This window comes from Rhodococcus sp. P4_B6 (genome assembly GCF_056402215.1).
In genome coordinates this window covers 1-18,117 of the sequence record NZ_JBFUHV010000176.1, presented here as the reverse complement: position 1 = coordinate 18,117, position 18,117 = coordinate 1, and the positions used below count along the sequence as shown (strand labels likewise).

17 protein-coding genes are annotated in these 18,117 nt (G+C 70.0%); 14 read left to right on the top strand and 3 right to left on the bottom strand.

Annotated elements, in window-relative coordinates; translation table 11 throughout:
* Nucleotides 1–33: 33 nt before the first annotated feature.
* Genes AC1DWT_RS42205 through AC1DWT_RS42185 form a run of 5 tightly spaced genes read left to right on the top strand, consistent with a single transcriptional unit; the run spans nucleotide 34 to nucleotide 5,810 of the window.
* Complete coding sequence (locus tag AC1DWT_RS42205; protein WP_095861141.1) at nucleotides 34–1,197, top strand: steroid 3-ketoacyl-CoA thiolase; 1,164 nt, start codon at nucleotides 34–36, stop codon at nucleotides 1,195–1,197.
* A gap of 22 nt (nucleotides 1,198–1,219) precedes the next feature.
* Nucleotides 1,220–3,454, top strand: coding sequence for an acyl-CoA dehydrogenase family protein (locus tag AC1DWT_RS42200; RefSeq protein WP_095861140.1), 2,235 nt, complete (start codon nucleotides 1,220–1,222; stop codon nucleotides 3,452–3,454).
* A 1-nt stretch (nucleotide 3,455) separates the two neighbouring features.
* Complete coding sequence (locus tag AC1DWT_RS42195) at nucleotides 3,456–4,328, top strand: MaoC/PaaZ C-terminal domain-containing protein (protein WP_095861139.1); 873 nt, start codon at nucleotides 3,456–3,458, stop codon at nucleotides 4,326–4,328.
* Nucleotides 4,325–4,975, top strand: a complete 651-nt coding sequence (locus tag AC1DWT_RS42190; RefSeq protein WP_095861138.1) for a PaaI family thioesterase — start codon at nucleotides 4,325–4,327, stop codon at nucleotides 4,973–4,975. The genes AC1DWT_RS42195 and AC1DWT_RS42190 overlap by 4 nt, the downstream gene beginning before the upstream one ends.
* A gap of 22 nt (nucleotides 4,976–4,997) precedes the next feature.
* Nucleotides 4,998–5,810 carry a mycofactocin-coupled SDR family oxidoreductase gene (locus AC1DWT_RS42185; protein ID WP_072940793.1) on the top strand — a complete coding sequence of 271 codons (813 nt, stop codon included), beginning with the start codon at nucleotides 4,998–5,000 and terminating at the stop codon, nucleotides 5,808–5,810.
* Between the two features lie 73 nt (nucleotides 5,811–5,883).
* Here AC1DWT_RS42185 and casG read toward each other — a convergent pair whose 3' ends face one another.
* Nucleotides 5,884–7,545 (bottom strand): steroid-24-oyl-CoA synthetase, encoded by a 1,662-nt coding sequence (casG, locus tag AC1DWT_RS42180; protein ID WP_477925257.1) that lies wholly within the window; start codon nucleotides 7,543–7,545, stop codon nucleotides 5,884–5,886.
* Nucleotides 7,546–7,699: 154 nt separating this feature from the next.
* On the opposite strand from casG, the gene AC1DWT_RS42175 reads away from it, so the two are divergent.
* The 3 genes from AC1DWT_RS42175 to AC1DWT_RS42165 are packed head-to-tail and all read left to right on the top strand — an operon-like array spanning nucleotide 7,700 to nucleotide 11,488.
* The gene (locus tag AC1DWT_RS42175; RefSeq protein ID WP_072940787.1) at nucleotides 7,700–8,893 is read left to right on the top strand and encodes an NADH:flavin oxidoreductase; all 1,194 of its coding nucleotides are present in this window, start codon (nucleotides 7,700–7,702) and stop codon (nucleotides 8,891–8,893) included.
* Between the two features lie 26 nt (nucleotides 8,894–8,919).
* A complete protein-coding gene (gene casI, locus AC1DWT_RS42170) occupies nucleotides 8,920–10,587 on the top strand; it encodes a steroid-22-oyl-CoA synthetase (protein WP_072941186.1) in 1,668 nt (555 codons plus the stop codon).
* A 13-nt stretch (nucleotides 10,588–10,600) separates the two neighbouring features.
* Nucleotides 10,601–11,488, top strand: coding sequence for an LLM class F420-dependent oxidoreductase (locus AC1DWT_RS42165; RefSeq protein WP_095861135.1), 888 nt, complete (start codon nucleotides 10,601–10,603; stop codon nucleotides 11,486–11,488).
* Here the strand turns inward: AC1DWT_RS42165 and AC1DWT_RS42160 are convergent.
* Nucleotides 11,472–11,912 carry a nuclear transport factor 2 family protein gene (locus tag AC1DWT_RS42160; protein ID WP_095861134.1) on the bottom strand — a complete coding sequence of 147 codons (441 nt, stop codon included), beginning with the start codon at nucleotides 11,910–11,912 and terminating at the stop codon, nucleotides 11,472–11,474. The two genes, AC1DWT_RS42165 and AC1DWT_RS42160, sit on opposite strands and share 17 nt — an antisense overlap.
* Before the next feature lie 139 nt (nucleotides 11,913–12,051).
* Between AC1DWT_RS42160 and AC1DWT_RS42155 the strand changes: the two genes are divergently transcribed.
* Genes AC1DWT_RS42155 through AC1DWT_RS42130 form a run of 6 tightly spaced genes read left to right on the top strand, consistent with a single transcriptional unit; the run spans nucleotide 12,052 to nucleotide 17,683 of the window.
* Nucleotides 12,052–13,218, top strand: a complete 1,167-nt coding sequence (locus AC1DWT_RS42155) for an acyl-CoA dehydrogenase family protein (RefSeq protein WP_095861133.1) — start codon at nucleotides 12,052–12,054, stop codon at nucleotides 13,216–13,218.
* Nucleotides 13,215–14,153: a bifunctional MaoC family dehydratase N-terminal/OB-fold nucleic acid binding domain-containing protein gene (locus AC1DWT_RS42150; RefSeq protein ID WP_095861132.1), complete on the top strand. Its 939-nt coding sequence runs from the start codon at nucleotides 13,215–13,217 to the stop codon at nucleotides 14,151–14,153. Before AC1DWT_RS42155 ends, AC1DWT_RS42150 begins: the two co-directional genes overlap by 4 nt.
* On the top strand, nucleotides 14,153–15,265 hold the full coding sequence (locus tag AC1DWT_RS42145; RefSeq protein ID WP_072940772.1) for an acyl-CoA dehydrogenase family protein: 1,113 nt from the start codon (nucleotides 14,153–14,155) through the stop codon (nucleotides 15,263–15,265). The genes AC1DWT_RS42150 and AC1DWT_RS42145 overlap by 1 nt, the downstream gene beginning before the upstream one ends.
* Nucleotides 15,262–15,693, top strand: a complete 432-nt coding sequence (locus AC1DWT_RS42140; RefSeq protein ID WP_072940769.1) for a MaoC family dehydratase — start codon at nucleotides 15,262–15,264, stop codon at nucleotides 15,691–15,693. The genes AC1DWT_RS42145 and AC1DWT_RS42140 overlap by 4 nt, the downstream gene beginning before the upstream one ends.
* The gene (locus tag AC1DWT_RS42135; protein ID WP_477925252.1) at nucleotides 15,690–16,868 is read left to right on the top strand and encodes a lipid-transfer protein; all 1,179 of its coding nucleotides are present in this window, start codon (nucleotides 15,690–15,692) and stop codon (nucleotides 16,866–16,868) included. Before AC1DWT_RS42140 ends, AC1DWT_RS42135 begins: the two co-directional genes overlap by 4 nt.
* A gap of 2 nt (nucleotides 16,869–16,870) precedes the next feature.
* On the top strand, nucleotides 16,871–17,683 hold the full coding sequence (locus AC1DWT_RS42130) for a MaoC/PaaZ C-terminal domain-containing protein (protein WP_095861130.1): 813 nt from the start codon (nucleotides 16,871–16,873) through the stop codon (nucleotides 17,681–17,683).
* Nucleotides 17,684–17,759: 76 nt separating this feature from the next.
* On the opposite strand, the gene AC1DWT_RS42125 is transcribed toward AC1DWT_RS42130, so the two are convergent.
* Nucleotides 17,760–18,117: SDR family oxidoreductase (locus AC1DWT_RS42125; protein WP_477925250.1), on the bottom strand; the 358-nt coding region annotated here is incomplete at its 5' end.

Here is an 18,117-nt window from a genome sequence, read left to right as displayed (position 1 = left end):
ACCCGAGCCAGAAGAACCCCAAGGGAGCGGAACATGGGCAACGCCGTCATCGTCGACGCGGCACGGACACCGATCGGGCGCCGGCGCGGAGTGCTGTCCGGACTGCACCCGGCCGAACTGCTCGGCGCCGCGCAGCGGGGCGTCCTCGAACGGGCCGGTGTCGCCCCGGAGGACGTCGGGCAGATCGTCGGCGGATGCGTCACCCAGGCCGGTGAGCAGTCCAACAACGTGACCCGGCAGGCGTGGCTGCACGCCGGCTTGCCGTACACGACGGCGGCCACGTCGATCGACTGCGCCTGCGGATCGTCCCAGCAGGCCGTGCACGTCGTGGCAGGTCTGATCGCGTCCGGCCAGATCTCCGCCGGAATCGGGTGCGGTGTCGAGGCGATGAGCCGGGTGTTCCTCGGCCAGGCCGCCACGCCGGAAACGGGCAACCCGTACCCCGGCGACTGGTCGATCGACATGGGCGACCAGTTCACGTCCGCCCAGCGGATCGCCGACCTGCGCGGGATCGAGCGTGGCGACGTCGACGCCCTCGGCCTCGAATCGCAACGACGCGCCGCACAGGGATGGGCGGAAGGACGATTCGACCGCGAGATCGTGCCGGTCACCGCCCCCATCGTGGACAAGGCGGGCACACCCACCGGCGAATCCGCGGTCGTCACCCGGGACGGCGGACTGCGGGAGACGACGGCCGACGCCCTGGCCGCACTGAAGCCGGTGATCGACGGCCACATCCACACCGCGGGCAATTCGTCCCAGATCAGCGACGGCGCCGCCGCCGTTCTGCTCATGGACGAGGACCGTGCCCGCGAACTCGGATTGCGGCCGCGCGCGCGGATCGTCGCGTCCGGCATGGTCGGCTCCGACCCCTACTACCACCTCGACGGACCGATCGATTCCACGCGGATGGTCCTCGATCGCGCCGGAATGTCGCTGGACGACATCGATCTCGTCGAGATCAACGAGGCGTTCGCGTCCGTTGTGCTGTCGTGGGCGCAGGTGCACGGCGCCGACCTGTCGAAGGTCAACGTCAACGGCGGCGCCATCGCCCTCGGACATCCGGTGGGCTCCACCGGGGCCCGGCTGATCACCACCGCCCTGCACGAACTGGAACGCTCCGACACCGCCACCGCACTCGTCACGATGTGCGCCGGTGGCGCGCTGTCCACCGCAACCATCATCGAACGCATCTGAACCCCGAACGATCGAGGCCGACATGACAATGGGATTGACCGAAGAAGAGCGCGACCTCCGCGACTCGGTGCGAGGCTGGGCCACGCGAACCGTGACCCCGGCCGTGTTCCGGGAGGCCGTCGAGGCCAAGACCGAGCAGCGACCGCTGTTCTGGAAGTCGTTGGCGGAACTGGGCGTACTGGGACTGCACCTGCCGGAGGACGCGGGCGGTGCGGGCTGCGGACTGGTGGAACTGGCCGTGGTCACCGAGGAACTCGGCCGGGTCCTGCTGCCCGGGCCGTTCCTGCCGACCGTGCTGCTCGGCGCCGTCCTGCACGAGTCCGGCCGCACGGGCGAACTGTCCGGACTGGCCGACGGTGCGACCCTCGGCGCCGTGGCGCTGCAGCCGGGTTCGCTGCGCCTCGTCCGGGACGGCGGAGCGGTGACGCTGGACGGCGAGTCCGGGTACGTCCTCGGCGGGCAGGTGGGCGACCTGTTCCTGCTCGCGGCCGCGGACGGCGACGACACCGTGTTCGTGGCGCTCGCCCGCGACCGGCTCGACGTGACCGACCTGCCCAGCCACGACGTGGTGCGCCGCAACGCGACCGCGACGGTGAACGGCCTCGAGATCGCCGAAGCCGATGTCCTGCAGATCGATGCGCAGCGCGTTCGTGATCTGGCCGCGACGTTGTTCGCCGCCGAGGCGTCGGGCGTCGCCGACTGGGCCGTGACCACCGCCGCCGACTACGCCAGGGTGCGTCGGCAGTTCGGTCGTCCCATCGGCCAGTTCCAGGGCGTGAAGCACCGGGTGGCGCGGATGCTCGGCCTCGCGGAGCAGGCCCGCGTCTGCGCGTGGGACGCCGCCCGCGCGATGAATTCCGGAAGCAGTGCCAGGGCCGCGACGGCTGCGCCGCGCTGCAGTACTGCGGAGGCGTCACTCGCCGCCGCGGTCGCCGGCGCCACCGCACCCGACGCGGCGTTCTCCGTCACCAAGGACTGCATCCAGGTGCTCGGCGGCATCGGCTACACCTGGGAACACGAGGCGCACCTGTACCTGCGCCGGGCGCAGTCGCTGCGGATCCTGCTGGGGTCCACCGCGTTCTGGCGGCGGCGCGTTGCCCGCGCGACGCTGGGCGGTGCCCGCCGGGTGCTCGGCATCGATCTGCCGCCGGAGGCCGCGGGCACCCGGGCCTGCGTCCGCGCGGAACTCGCGTCCGCCGCGTCGCTGGGCGAGACGGAACGCAGAACGTACCTCGCCGAAAAGGGGTACACCGCACCGCACCTGCCCGCACCGTGGGGCAGGGGAGCGGGTGCCGTGGAACAACTCGTGATCGCCGAGGAACTGCGCGCGGCCGCGCTGAAGCCGCACGACATGATCATCGGCAACTGGGTGGTGCCCACGCTCATCGCGCACGGCAGCGAAAACCAATTGCAGCGCTTCGTGCCGCCGTCGCTGCGCGGCGACCTCGTCTGGTGTCAGCTGTTCTCCGAACCCGGCGCCGGATCGGACCTCGCAGGCCTGACCACCAGGGCCACGAAGGTGGACGGCGGCTGGATGCTGCAGGGGCAGAAAGTGTGGACGTCGATGGCCCGGGAGGCGGACTGGGGGATCTGCCTCGCCCGCACCGACGCCTCGGTTCCCAAACACAAGGGATTGTCGTACTTCCTGATCGACATGAAGGCGGGCGAGGGCCTGGACGTCCGGCCGCTGCGCGAGATCACCGGCGAGGCCCTGTTCAACGAGGTGTTCCTCGACGACGTCTTCGTCCCCGACGAACTCCTCGTGGGCGAACCGGGCGACGGCTGGAAGCTGGCCCGCACCACCCTCGCCAACGAACGCGTGTCGCTGTCGCACGACTCCTCGCTGGGTTCCGGTGGTGAGGCGCTGCTGACCCTGGCCGGTGAACTGCCCGGCGGCCTCGACGACGAGCAGTTGACCGTGCTCGGCAAGGTCCTCTGCGACGCGCAGTCCGGCGGGCTGATGGCACTGCGCACCACCCTGCGCTCGATCGCGGGCGGGCAACCGGGAGCCGAGTCGTCGATCGCGAAACTGCTCGGCGTCGAACACATCCAGCAGGTGTGGGAGGTGGCGATGGACTGGGCGGGACCGCGGGCCCTGCTCGGCGACCGGCCCCGCACGTCGGACGCGCAGATGTTCCTGAACTCGCAGTGCATGTCGATCGCGGGTGGCACCACCAACGTCCAGCTCAACATCATCGGCGAACGGCTGCTGGGGTTGCCCCGCGACCCCGAGCCCGGACAGGGAGCGGTGGCCTGACATGGCGATCGACGTGAAGGCGGCGCTGGCCGCGGACCCGGCCGTCCGCGAACTGTCGTGGACCGAACGCGACGTGATGCTCTACCACCTCGGACTCGGCGTCGGCGAGAACACCCGGGACCCGGCGGAACTGCGCTGGGTGTACGAGAAGAACCTGCGCGTGCTGCCGACGTTCGCGCTCGTCGCGGGGCAGGGCATCTCGGCGGGCGACGTACCGCAGGCCGGGCTGAGCCTGCCCGGCATCGACATCGACCTGCGCACGATCCTGCACGGCGGCCAGTCGCTCACCGTGCACGCGCCGATCCCCGCCTCGGGTTGGGCCCGGGTGTCCTCGCGGGTGGCCGACGTGTGGGACAAGGGCAAGGCCGCCGTCATCGTGCTCGAACAGACGGCCACCGACTCGGGCGGGAACCCGTTGTGGACCACGGGGATGCAGATCTGGGCCCGTGATGAGGGCGGGTTCGGCGGCTCCCCGGGACCCGAGTCGGTGGCCACGATGCCGGACCGGGAGCCCGACAAGGTGCTCGTGTCCCGCACCGGGACTGCGCAGGCGCTGCTCTACCGGCTCAGCGGCGACCTCAACCCACTGCACGCGGACCCCGAGTTCGCCGCCGCGGCCGGGTTCGAAAGGCCGATCCTGCACGGGCTCGCGTCGTACGGTGTGGTGTGCAAGGCCGTCGTCGACGGAATGCTGGACGGCGATCCCACGCGACTGCGCCACTACGCGGTGCGGTTCGCGGGCTCGCTGTATCCCGGCGACACCGTCGAAACTGCGGTCTGGCAGGAGGGCGACCGGCTCACCCTCCGCGCGACGTGCCCCGACCGGGCCGGGCAACCGGTGCTGACCCAGGCGACGATGGAGGTGACCGGATGAGCGTCGGAACGCATCCCACGTTCGAGAACAGCCCGCCGGGAACGGTGCTGACGTCGCCACCCGACGGTTCCGCCGTCGACCGGGCGACCGGGGCCGCCCGGCGTGTGGTCGACGCGTTGCTGCGCACCGACCGCGGCAACGCCAACCTCGAGCGCGTCGCGGAGGAGTTGAACAGCATCGCCGAACACCTCGAGGAACACGCCCCCGCCGTCGCGGAGCGGCTGATCGACATGTGGAACGGCGAGGGCGTCACCCGGCACGATCCCGTCACCGGACCCGAGAACGCGCTCGCGCCGCCGCTGGTCCTCGAGGGCCTGCCGGACGGATCGGTCCGAGGCACCGTCACCCTGACCATCCCGTACCAGGGGCCGCCCGGGCACGTCCACGGCGGCGTGTCCGCGCTCCTGCTCGACCACGTCCTCGGCGTCGCCAACGCGTGGGGTGGAAAGGCGGGCATGACAGCGCAGTTGAGCACCCGCTACCACCGCCCGACGCCGCTGTTCGAACCGCTCACCCTGACCGGGAAGCTGATGTCGGTCGACGGCCGCAAGATCACCACCGCCGGCGACATCCGGACCGCGGACGGTCAGGTGTGCGTCTCCGTCGAGGGACTGTTCGTCGACAAGACCGTGCCCCGCCCACGATGACCCGGATCAGGAGCAGAACGTGATGTCACCGCAGCGTTTCGAGAACAAGGTCGTCTTCGTCACCGGCGCCGCCCGCGGGCAGGGCCGCGCCGAGGCCGTCCGGTTCGCGTCCGAGGGCGCCGACGTCATCGCGATCGACGCCTGCACCGAATTCGCGTCCACGCCCTATCCCGGCGCCACCCGGGACGACCTGGCAGAGACGGTCCGGCTGGTCGAGTCGACGGGGCGGAGGATCGTCGCGGCCACCGCCGACGTGCGCGACTTCGACGGCCTCTCGCGGGCACTGGCCGACGGCATCGACCGGCTGGGCCGCCTCGACGTCGTGATCGCGAACGCGGGCATCTGCTCGGGGGCGCTGTCGTGGGAGATCACCGCCGAGCAGTGGAAGGAGACGGTCGACGTCAACCTCACGGGAACATTCCACACCGCGAAGGCGGCGATTCCGTACCTGATCGAACAGGGTGAGGGCGGCGCCGTCGTCTTCACCAGTTCGGTGTCCGGGTTGAAGGGCACCCCGTTCACCGGGCACTACGTCGCCACCAAGCACGGCATCACCGGGCTGGCCAAGACGATGGCGAACGAACTCGGTGAGCACCGCATCCGCGTCAACACCGTGCACCCGGCGGGGGTCGATACCGGCATGAAGATGCGCGACCTGCACCCGCTCATCACGAAGTACGCGTCGACTCTCGGCTCGATCTACCAGAACACGCTGCCCTACACCATCACCCAGCCGGAAGACGTCGCCGCCGTCGTCGCGTGGGTGTGTTCCGACGAAGCGAAGTACATCACCGGGGCGCAGATCCCCGTCGATCTCGGCAACCTCATCCGCTGACGTTCGCCCGGTCTTCCCTCACCTGAATGCCTCGGGGGTGCAGTTCGACTGCACCCCCGCGGCATTCGGTGCGTCAGACGGTGATGTCGCGGCGGACCATCTTGCCGGTCGCGTTGCGGGGCAGCAGGTCCGTGGTGATCCGCCAGCGGGTCGGGACCTTGAAATACGACAGGCGATCGGCGGCGTAGTCCCGCAGTTCCGCTTCGGTGGTCGCGGCACCCGGTCGCAACACCACCACGGCGGCCACCTCCTGCCCCAGATCCTCGTGGGGCGTCCCGATCACGGCGCACTCGAGCACGTCGGGGTGCTCGTCGAGGCACTGCTCGATCTCGGTGGGGTACACGTTTTCGCCGCCGCGCAGGATCAGATCCGAGCGGCGTCCGGTCAGCCGGAGGCGGCCGTTCTCGACGATCCCGAAGTCGCCGGTCCGGAGCCACCGGCCCGGGGCGATCGCGGCGGCGGTGGCGGCCTCGTCCTCCCAGTAGCCGAGCATCACGAACGGGCTGCGCACACACACCTCACCCTCGACGCCGTCGGGCAGCCACTCCCCGAACGGGTCGCGGATCTCCATGCTCACCGTGATGATCGGCCGCCCCAGAGTGCCCGGGAACTGCTCGAGTTCGGGGGCGGTGGCCACGGCGATCGCGGTACTGCATTCGGTGAGCCCGTAGCTGTCGACGAGTGCGTTTCGCGCGAACGGCACTCTCTCGCGCAGACGTTCCTTGAACGCGACCGACGACGGCGCGGAGGCCAGCGAGAACGACGTGAGCGACGACAGGTCGTACCTGTCGAGGTTCTCGTGCTCCACCAGTCGGGACGCCATGGTGGGCACCGCACCCCAGTTGGTGACGCGTTCCCGCTCGACGAGACGGAGTACGGCGTCGACGTCGAATCCACCCTGGTGCATGACGACCGCCCCGCCCGTCGCCAGCCGCGGAATCACCAGATTGTGCAGGCTCGCGATGTGGAACAGGGGAGACGTCAGAAGGTAGCGGAGCGGACTCGGCGCGGCCGGATCGACGGGCCGTCCACTGAATTCGCCGACCACGGCGTCGCTGAAGCGGTGGTAGTCGACGACGGCCAGGATGTTGCGCTGCGAGTGCAGCGCTCCCTTGGGCCTGCCGCTCGTGCCGCTGGTGTAGAGGATGGCGGCGGGGTCGTCCTCGTCGACGTCGGTGTGCGGCAGGGGGGCGCCCGCGTAGCGCGCGAAGATTCCGGGCAGATCCTCCTCCATCGTGAGGACCGGGACCGCGGTGCCGACCGCGGCGAGCGTCTCGGCGCGCTTCGCGTCGGCGATCACCACGGTGGGACGGCTGTGCGTCAGCCCGTACTCGACCTCCCGCGGAACCCACCAGCCGTTCAATCCGACGCTGATGGCGCCGAGCACCTGCGCGGCCCAGAACGCGACCACCCACTCGGGGGTGTTCGCGGCCAGGATCGCCACCCGGTCACCTTTCCGGACGCCGTGGTCCKCGCGCAGCGCCGTCGCCAGGGCGGCGACCGCGGCGGCGTGCTCGGTGTAGGACATCCGGCGGTCGGCGGTCACCAGGTAGTCGCGGTCGCCCCACCTCAGTGACGTGGTGAGAAGTTCGCCGACCGAGCGTCCACGGTTCTTCATCACGGGCATCCGGGTGCCGAGCACCGGTTCCTCGACGAGTTCGAACCGGCCACCGGGTCCGGTGAGGCGGGACATCACCTGACCCAGGAGCAACTGTGGATCTGTAGGGGCAGTCATCGGGGCGACCTTTCGTCCTCGGGCACTCGTACCGACACAAGATGGCACGCCGTGACGGGCGCCCGGACGTGGTTACCACTCAGCGAGACTGCCACGATCCGTGACATCCCGGCGCCGTTACGTTCGACAGCGAATCGCAGCTGGAGGAACTCATATGACGATAGATCTCGACCCGCCCGCAGTGAAGGTCGATCCGCTCGCCCCGGCCCGGCTCGGGCCGATCACTTTGCGTAATCGCGTGATCAAGGCGGCGACGTACGAGGGGCTGACCCCGAAGGGTCTGGTCACCGACGAGCTCATCGAATTCCATCGGCAGCCCGCCGCCGGAGGCGTGGGCATGACGACGGTCGCGTACTGCGCGGTCGCCGCCGACGGCCGGACCTCGCCCGGCCAGATCCAATGGACCGACGAGACGATGCCGGGCCTGCGGAAGCTGACCGACGCCATCCACGGCGAGGGCGCGGCGGTGTCTGCGCAGATCGGTCACGCGGGACCGGTCGCGGCCGCGAAGTACATCGGGTACCCCGCGTTGGGCCCGTCCCGTGCCTTCCGGATGACCACGCAGAACTTTTCCAAGCCGGCTTCGACGGCCGATATCGCCCGGATCGTCGAGGCGCACGCGAACGCGGCCCGCCGCGCGGTGGAGGCGGGATTTGACGCCGTGGAGATCCATTTCGGCCACAACTACCTGATCAGCTCCTTCCTGAGCCCGAAGGTCAACAAGCGCACCGACGAGTACGGCGGATCCCTGGCGAACCGCGCCCGGTTCGCGCTCGAGACCGCCCGGGCCGTGCGGGACGCGGTGGGAGACCGGATCGCGATCCTCGCGAAGCTGAACATGGACGACGGTGTGCCCGGCGGCTTCTGGGTGGACGAGGCCATCCAGGTGGCGCAGTGGCTCGAACGGGACGGTTCACTCGACGCGCTCGAGCTCACCGCGGGCAGTTCGCTGCTGAATCCGATGTACCTGTTCAAGGGCGACGCGCCGCTCCGTGAGTTCGCCGCCGTCATGCCGCAGCCGACGAAACTGGGAATCCGGTTGGTCGGCAAGCATTTCCTGAAGGAATACCCCTACCGMGACGCCTACCTCCTCGAGGACGCCCGGCAGATCAGGGCCGCCGTGACGATGCCGCTCGTGCTGCTCGGCGGCATCACCGGCAAGGCGACCATGGACCTGGCGATGGAGGAGGGCTTCCAGTTCGTGGCGGTCGCACGGGCACTGCTGCGGGAACCCGACCTCGTCAACCGCATCACGGACGAGAACCACAACCCCGGATTGTGCATTCACTGCAACAAGTGCATGACGGCGATCTACGGTGGCACCCACTGCGTGCTCCGAGCGCAGTGAGCGTGCAGGCCGTGTCGACAGGAGAGATGGAGTTGGAACGCACCACGATCGCCCGGATGCTGCTCGACCGCCTGGGTGACGACAGGATGGGAGTCCGCACCCGGGAACAGGATTGGACCTGGGACGAGGTCGTGCACGAGAGTGCCGCGCGCGGGAGCGTCGCGTCCTCGCTGCGCCGCGACGGCCCGTTCCACGTGGGCGTCCTGCTGGAGAACACCCCCGAGTTCCTGTTCTGGCTGGGCGGCGCGGCCCTCGCCGGCGCCACCGTCGTCGGCATCAACCCGACCCGCCGCGGGGCGGAACTCGAGGCCGAGATCCGGTACGTCGACTGTCAGCTGATCGTGACGGACACCGCGGGGAAGGCGCAGCTCGCGGGTCTCGACCTCGGGCTGTCCGAGGACCGGTTCCTGCTGGTCGACGAACCGGCCTACACCGACCTCGTCGCGGCCCACGCCGTGGAGCACCCGGTCGAGGACCCCGCGCTCGACCCGTCGACGCTGTTCCTGCTGCTCTTCACGTCCGGCACCACCGGCACGTCGAAGGCGGTGCGGTGCAGTCAGGGCCGCCTCGCCCGGCTGGCGTACGCGAACATCGCCAAGTACGGGCACGTGCGCGAGGACGTCGACTACTGCTGCATGCCGCTGTTCCACGGCAACGCGTTGATGGCGCTGTGGGCGCCCGCGCTCGCCATCGGCGCCACCGTCTGCCTGCCGCGAAGGTTCTCCGCGTCCGGTTTCCTGCCCGACGTCCGGTTCTTCGGTGCCACGTTCTTCACCTACGTCGGCAAGGCGCTGGCGTACCTGATGGCCACCCCGGAACAACCCGACGACCGGGACAACACGCTGGTCCGCGGTTTCGGGACCGAGGCGTCCCCGGAGGACAAGGCCGAATTCGTCCGCCGGTTCGGCGCCGAACTGTACGAGGGATACGGCTCGAGTGAGGGCGCCGGCTCGGTGACGCTCGACCCCCACGCCCCCGAGGGCGCGCTCGGCAGGCCCGCGAACGAGAACATCGTCATCGTCGACCCCGATACGCTCGCGGAGAAGACCCGGGCTCGGATCGGAGAGCACGGCCGGGTGCTCAACCCGGACGAGGCGATCGGCGAGATGATCGACAGGGCGGGCGCGGCACGGTTCGAGGGCTACTACAAGAACGAGGACGCGATCGCCGACCGGATCAGGCACGGGTGGTACTGGACGGGCGACCTCGGGTACGTCGACGAGGCCGGCTTCATCTACTTCGCAGGCAGGAAGGGCGACTGGATCCGGGTGGACGGCGAGAACACCTCGGCGTTGATGGTGGAGCGGATTCTGCGCCGCCACCCGAAAGTGATCGCCACCGGCGTGTACGCCGTGCCCGACCCGAGGTCGGGTGATCAGGTGATGGCGGCCGTCGAGGTGTCGGACCCGACCGATTTCGATCCGGTCGAGTTCGCCGCGTTCCTCGCCGGCCAGGACGACCTGGGCACGAAGGCGGCCCCGCGATTCGTCCGGGTGTCGACGGACCTGCCGGTGACGGGATCGAACAAGGTGCTCAAACGGACCCTGCAGGAACAGCGCTGGCGGTGCGACGATCCGGTCTTCCGGTGGGTGGGACGCGGTGTTCCCGAGTACCACGCGATGACCGACAGTGAGAAGGCCGCGCTGGAGCAGGAGTTCCACACGCACGGCCGGCAACGATTCCTGCACGTGTGACGGTGAGGGTGACATGAAACTGGGTGTGGTGATTCCCGTCGAGCTGGGACGGGCCGGTGAGCCCGAGTGGATACTCGAATTCGCCAGGGCTGCCGAATCACTCGGATTCGACGAGATCTCCGCCGTCGAACACTCGGTCGTGATCGCGGACACGGCGAGCGAATACCCGTACTCGCCCACCGGCAAGTCACACTTGCCCGACGACTGCAGCCTCCCGGACCCCCTGGAACTGCTGTCGTTCGTCGCCGGCGCCACGACGACCCTGGGTCTCGCGACGGGAGTGCTGGTACTGCCCAACCATCACCCGGTGGTGCTGGCGAAACGCCTCGCCACCCTGGACCGGCTGTCGGCGGGACGCCTCCGCGTCTGCCTCGGTCTCGGCTGGATGCGGGAGGAGATCGAGGCGTGCGGCGGCGACTTCGACCGACGCGGCGCGGTGGCCGACGAGGCGATCGCGGTGATGCGGGCCCTGTGGTCGGGCACCGCCGCGGTCGACTTCGAGGGCGAATACTTCTCCTTCCGCGGCGCGCAGAGTTGGCCCAAACCGCAGCGGGATTCGGGCGTGCCGCTCTTCATCGGCGGTCACAGCCCGGCCGCCGCACGCCGCGCCGGGAGGCTCGGCGACGGGTTCCAGCCCCTCGGCCTCGCCGGCGACGACCTGAATCGGGCGATCGCCCGGATGCGGGCCGCCGCGGCAGGCGCGGGCCGCGACCCTGCCGACGTCGAACTCGTGCTGGGTGCCACGCTGCCCCGGCTGGACGAGGCGAAACTCGACCGGTCCCGGGACCTGGGCGCGAACCGGCTCGTCCTGTCGGCGTCCCGGCACGCGCAGTCCCTGGACCAGGTCGTCGACGAGATGGCCGCCTGCTCGGCCCGCCTGGGACTCAGTCCGGCACGGTGACCGGCACGTCCTCGCTGAAGTCGACGATCAGTTCGCGCCGGGCGAACCGCCAGCCGGAGTCGCCGAGCACGTAGCGGTCGTGGTAGCGCAGTGCGATCCGGTTGTCACGGAATCCGTTTCGGCCGGAGTAGACGTGATGGGCGGTGCAGTACGTCTCACCCGACGCCGTCGACCCGTCCACGTCGAGCACCTGCTGGTGGACGACGTGCCGCGTGGAATGCAGATGCGTGACGGCGTCCACGACGGCGGACGCGAGTGCGTCACTGCCGTGCAGTTCCGTCGCCGCGCCGGTGCCCGTCAACGCGGGCGGAAGGACGAACGTCGCGTCGGGGTCGAACAGCGTCGCGAGCGTCGCCGCCTCGCGCCGGTCGACGGCCCGCGCGTAGCGGGCGGTGAGTTCGGTGAGAGCGAATTCGGTGGCCATTCCACCATTCCAGCGGACGCCCGGCATCGGCGACAGCCGCCTCCCGGTGACCGAGACACCGGCACCGGGGCGGGGGAGTGCTGGTTAGCGTCCAGAACACACGTGGCGACAGCCACGCACAGGCATGAGGAGATCGCCGATGGATCTGAGGGAATCGCCCGCGCAGCGGGAACTCCGGCGGGAATTGCGCGCCTACTTCGCGGCATTGCTGCCGGAGGAGAAGCGGCGCGTCGCAGGTGAGGAGGGTGTCGGCGGCGAACACTTCCGCGACATCGTGCGCCTGCTGGGCAAGGACGGCTGGCTCGGTGTCGGCTGGCCGGTCGAGTACGGCGGCCAGGGTCGGTCGATCGAAGACCAGTTCGTGTTCTTCGACGAGGTGCAGCGGGCCGGGTTGCCGTTCCCGTTCGTCACCGTCAACACCGTCGGGCCCACGCTGATGAAGTACGGCACCGAGGAGCAGAAGGCGCGGTTCCTGCCCGGCATCCTCGCCGGCGACATCGTGTTCGCCATCGGCTACACCGAACCCGAGGCAGGCACCGACCTCGCCGCGCTGCAGACCCGGGCCGTGCGCGACGGGGACTCGTGGATCGTGGACGGCAACAAGATCTTCACCAGCGGCGCCAACACCGCCGACTACGTGTGGCTGGCGTGCCGCACCGATGCGGACGCGCCCAAACACAAGGGAATCTCGATCCTCATCGTGCCCACCGACGACCCCGGGTTCAGCTGGTCGCCCATCCACACCGTGGGAGGACTGACAGTCACGTCGACGTACTACAGCGGGATCCGGGTCGGCGATCAGGACGTCGTGGGCGACGTCCACGGCGGGTGGCAGTTGATTACCGCGCAACTCAACCACGAACGGATCGGGCTCGCGGCGCTCGGCGGCCGCACACTCGGCTTGTGGCACCAGGTTCTCGACTGGGCCCGGGAGAACGGCGCACTCGACATCCCCTGGGTACAGATGGACTTCGCCCGCACCCACGCCAAGCTCGAGGCGATGCGACTGCTGAACTGGAAGATGACCGCCGCGGTCGCGCGGGACGCGTTGTCGGGCGCCGACGCCGGCGCCACCAAGACGTACGGCACCGAAACCCACGTCGACGTCTACCGCACGCTGCTCGGGATCCTCGGCGCCGCGGGCCGGCTGCGCCCCGGCTCACCGGGAGCGGTCCTCGCCGGCCAGATCGAACAGATCTCACGGCAGAGCGTGGTGAACACGTTCGGCGGCGGCGTCAACGAGGTGCTCCGCGACATGGTCGGCACCCTTGGCCTCGGACTGGTGCGCGAGAAGAGGGTGAAATGAGCGAACTCCTCACCCGGCTTCGGGCGTTCGAGGGTCGGACGATCGTCCCTGCCACCTGGGGTCCCGACCCCGTGAACACACCCATGATCCGGCACTGGGCCGAGGCGATGGGTGACACGAACCCCGTCTACCTCGACGACGACGCCGCACGCGCCACCGGCCGTCCCGGTGCCGTCGCGCCGGCCCAGATGCTGCAGGTGTGGACGATGCGCACGTACGCAGACAAGATGTCCGGCGCCGACCCGTCACCCGTCTGGACGGAACTGGTCGACACCCTCGACGAGGCGGGATTCACGTCCGTCGTCGCCACGGATTCCGACCAGGAATTCTTCGCCGAACTGTGCCCCGGCGACCGGGTCAGCATGACCGAGGTGGTCGAGTCCGTGTCCGCGGAGAAGCTGACCGGGCTCGGCGCCGGACATTTCGTCACCACGCTCAAGACGTACCGCAACGGCGACGGTGAGATCGTCGGCACCCAGCGGTGGCGGACACTCCGCTTCCGGCCTGCCGAACGCCCGGTCCCGCGCGCCCTGCGCCCGCGTCCTGCCCTCAACGAGGACAACGCCTTCTGGTTCGCGGCCGCCCGCGAGCACCGCCTCGTCATCCAGCGGTGCACGGGTTGCGGTGTGCTTCGGCACCCGACCGGACCGATGTGTGGGGAGTGCCGCTCCACCGAGTGGGACACCGTCGACGCGTCGGGGCGGGGCACCGTCTACACGTTCGTCGTCAACCACCACCCGAAGATCGACGCCTTCGACTACCCCCTGATCGTCGCGGTGATCGAACTCGAGGAGGGCACCCGGCTGATCGCCAACATGACGGGCGTCGAACCGGGGGACGTGCACATCGGAATGCCGGTGGAACTGGACTGGATCGACGCCGACCCGGAACTCACGCTCCCCGCGTTCCGGCCCGCCACATGGGAGGAGAACTGATGGACTTCACATTCGGCGAGGAGCAGGAAGCGGTGCGCGGACTGGCCGCGGACGTATTCGCCGCCAAGTCGCGACCCGAACGGATCAAGGAAATCGAGTCGACCGCCGACCGCATCGACCGGGAACTGTGGCGCGAACTCGCCACCACCGGTCTGCTCGGCATCGCCCTGCCCGAGAACCTCGGGGGCGGCGGCGCGGGACTCGCGGAACTGTTCGTCCTGCTCGAGGAACAGGGCCGGACCGTGGCGCCGGTTCCGTTGTGGCCGCACGTGCTCGGCGCGCTCGCGATCACCGAGTTCGGGGCGCCCACCCAACGCGACGCCCTGGTCCCCGCGGCGGCGGACGGCAGCCTGATCCTCACCGTCGCACTCGAGGAGTTCGGACCCTATGTGGACGGTGAACCGGCGACGACTGCCCGCGAGGTGGACGGCCGGTGGCACGTGCACGGCGCCAAGGCCGCGGTGCCGGTGGCGCATGTCGCCGAACGCCTCGTCGTCTCCGCGGCGACAGTGAGCGGTCCGGCGCTGTTCCTGGTGCACCCGGAATCCGCGGGAGTGACCGCGCAGCAGGCGGAGTCGACCACCCGCGAGATCTGCGCGAACGTCACGTTCGACGGGGCGCCGGCAGAGCCACTCGGCCCCGCGGACGGTACCGCGGTGCGGTGGCTGCTCGACCGGGCGGAGCTCGCGGTCGCTGCCCTGCAGCTGGGCGTGGGCGAAGGTGCGGTCCGTCAGGCCGTCACCTATCTCAATGGACGCACCCAGTTCGGCCGCCCGCTCGCGACATTCCAGGCCGTCACCCACCAGCTCGCGGACTGCTACATCGACCTCGAGGCCATGCGTGTGACGCTCTGGCAGGCCGTCTGGCTCCTCGGGAGCGGGGAGGATCCGGGAACCGCCGTGCCGGTGGCGAAATGGTGGGCCACCGACGGCGGCCAGCGGGTCGTCCACCGCACGCAGCACGTGCACGGCGGGATCGGCGTCGACACCGACTACCCGGTGCACCGGCACCTGCTGTGGGGCAAACAGCTCGCCGCCACACTCGGCGGCGCCTCTTCCGACCTGGCGCGTCTGGGTGCGCAACTGGCGGCCGGCGTCGAGGTGGTCGCATGACCGCGACCGTCGGCGCCCCGGCCTACGAGACCGTGCAGATCGGCGACCGGCTGCCGGAGCTGGTGATTCCGCTGACCCGCACCCTGATCGTCGCCACCGCCCTCGCCACCCGCGACTTCCAGGACGTCCACCACGACCCGGCCCTCGCGGTGGAGCGGGGATCGAAGGACGTGTTCATGAACATCCTCACCACCAATGGACTGGTGGGGCGGTTCGTCACCGACTGGGCGGGCCCACACGCGTCGCTGCGCCGCATCGCGGTGCGGCTCGGCGTCCCCAACCACCCCGGCGACGAGATGACCCTGACCGGTGAGGTGGTCGCGAAGGACGACGGCCTCGCGACCGTGAAGATCCGCGGCACGAACAGCCTCGGCGACCACGCCACCGGCACCGTCGTCGTCGCCTTGCCTGCACGAGGAGACCTGTGACCAGCCCCCTGTCGGGCGCCGCCGCCATCGTCGGCATCGGCGCCACCGAATTCTCCAAGCACTCGGGACGCAGCGAACTGCAACTGGCGTGCGAGGCGATCGTCGCCGCGCTCGCCGATGCGGGCATCGACCCGTCCGAGGTGGACGGACTGTCCACGTACACCGCCGAAACCAACGGTGAGTTACTCGTCGCCCGCAACACGGGCATCGGTGAGCTGAAGTTCTTCTCCCGCATCGGCTACGGCGGCGGCGCCGCGTGCGCCACCGTCCAGCAGGCGGCCATGGCCGTGGCGACGGGCATCGCGGACGTCGTCGTCTGCTACCGCGCGTTCAACGAACGGTCCGGTGTGCGTTACGGACTCGGGCAGCACGACCGCCCGATGGACAGCACCGCGGACCGGGYCGCCTACGCCTGGCTGACCCCACAGGGACTGTCGACGCCCGCCCAGTGGGTGGCGATGTTCGCCCGCCGGTACATGCATCGGTACGGTGCCACGAGCGAGGACTTCGGCCGGGTCGCGGTCGTCGCCCGCAAGCACGCCGCCGTCAACCCCGCCGCCTGGTTCCACGGGAGGCCCATCACCCTCGACGACCATCAGCAGTCGCGGTGGATCGCCGAACCGCTGCGTCTACTGGACTGCTGCCAGGAAACCGACGGCGGCCAGGCGCTCGTCGTCGTCTCCGCCGAACGCGCCAAGGACCTCCGCAACACCCCGGCGATGATCAAGGCCGCCGCGCAGGGGTCCGGCAAGGACCAGCACATGATGGCAAGCTACTACCGGCCCGACATCACCGGAATACCCGAAATGGGCCTCGTCGGCAGGCAACTCTACGGGCAGAGCGGTCTCGCGCCGGACGACATCGCGGCGGCGATCCTCTACGACCACTTCACCCCGCTCGTCCTGCCGCAACTCGAGGAACTCGGGTTCTGCGACCCCGGCGAGGCGAAGGACTTCATCCGGGACGGCAACCTCGAGATCGGCGGCCGCCTCCCATCCAACACGCACGGCGGCCAGATCGGCGAGGCCTATCTGCACGGGGTCAACGGCATCGCCGAGGCGGTACGCCTGATCCGCGGAACGTCGACCACACAACCGGACGGCATCGGCAACGTGCTGGTGACCGCGGGCACCGCCGTGCCCACCAGCGGCCTGATCCTGGGCAGAGAGGACTGATCATGACGACAACCGAGCGCACGACGGCAGGAGCGTGGCGGGGTGAGGACCTCGGCACCCGGACCGTGAGGTACGACGAGCGCGATGCCATCCTGTACGCACTGTCGGTGGGTGCGAGGGCCACCGAACTGGACCTCGTCTTCGAGGAGCGTCTGCGGGTGCTGCCCACGTTCGCTCTGACGCTCGCCCAGTGGGCGCCCGACGAACTGGGGTCGCGGGGCGCTTTCGACACGAAGACGGCGCTGCACGGATCGCAGGAACTGACGGTGCTCGCGCCACTTCCGCGTCGCGGCGAGATCGCGTTGTCGGCGTCCGTCGGCGAGGTGTGGGACAAGGGTTCGGCGGCAGTGTTCGACGTGCGCGTCGAATCAGAGTTCTTCGTCGCCACCTGGTCGCTGTTCGCGCCGGGCGCGGGCGGGTTCGGCGGCGATCGCGGTCCCGCGAAACCGTCTCGGCCCGAGGGCGAACCGGTCGTGCAGCGCGTCCTGCACACCGCGGAGAACCAGGCGGCGCTGTACCGGCTGACCGGCGACCGGCACCACATCCACATCGATCCGGCGTCGGCGGAGCGGATCGGGCAGCCCCGGCCGATCATGCACGGCCTGTGCACCCTCGCCGCGAGCGCGCTGGAACTCGCGCGGGCGCTCGACGTGCACCCCGCCGACCTCGCCCGACTCGAGGGACGGTTCGCCGCACCGGTGTACCCGGGCGACGCGCCGTCGTTGCGGGCGTGGGGCGACGCGCACGATGCGTCGTTCGAACTCGTCCAGGGCGACCGGCCGGTGATCGCCGGCGCCCGCGCCGCGTTCGGCTGACCGCACGGTCGCCTTCCGTCGCCGAATGCCCCACCGGTGCAGGTGAACTGAACCGGTGCGGCGTTCGGTGTCGAGGTCAGGAGTGGGCCGCGAGGTACCGCGCCGGGTATTCGCCGCCGCCGTGGACGGCGAGATCGGCGCCGTTGACGTACGACGCCTGCGCGCTCGCCAGGAACAGGCAGGCGTCCGCGATGTCGGACGGCACCGCCATCCGCCCCATCGGAAGGGTCCGGGTGACGGCGGCGCCGCCGTCATCGCCGTAGACGGACGCCGCGCTCTCGGTGCGGATGAGGCCTGTGGTGATGTGGTTGATGCGGACCTTCGGAGCCCATTCGAGCGCAAGCGCTTTCGTCAGCACGAGCAGGCCCGCCTTCGCGGCGCTGTAGGCGGCGGTGCCCGGTTGCGGATCGTGGGCCGAGACGCTGCCGATGTTG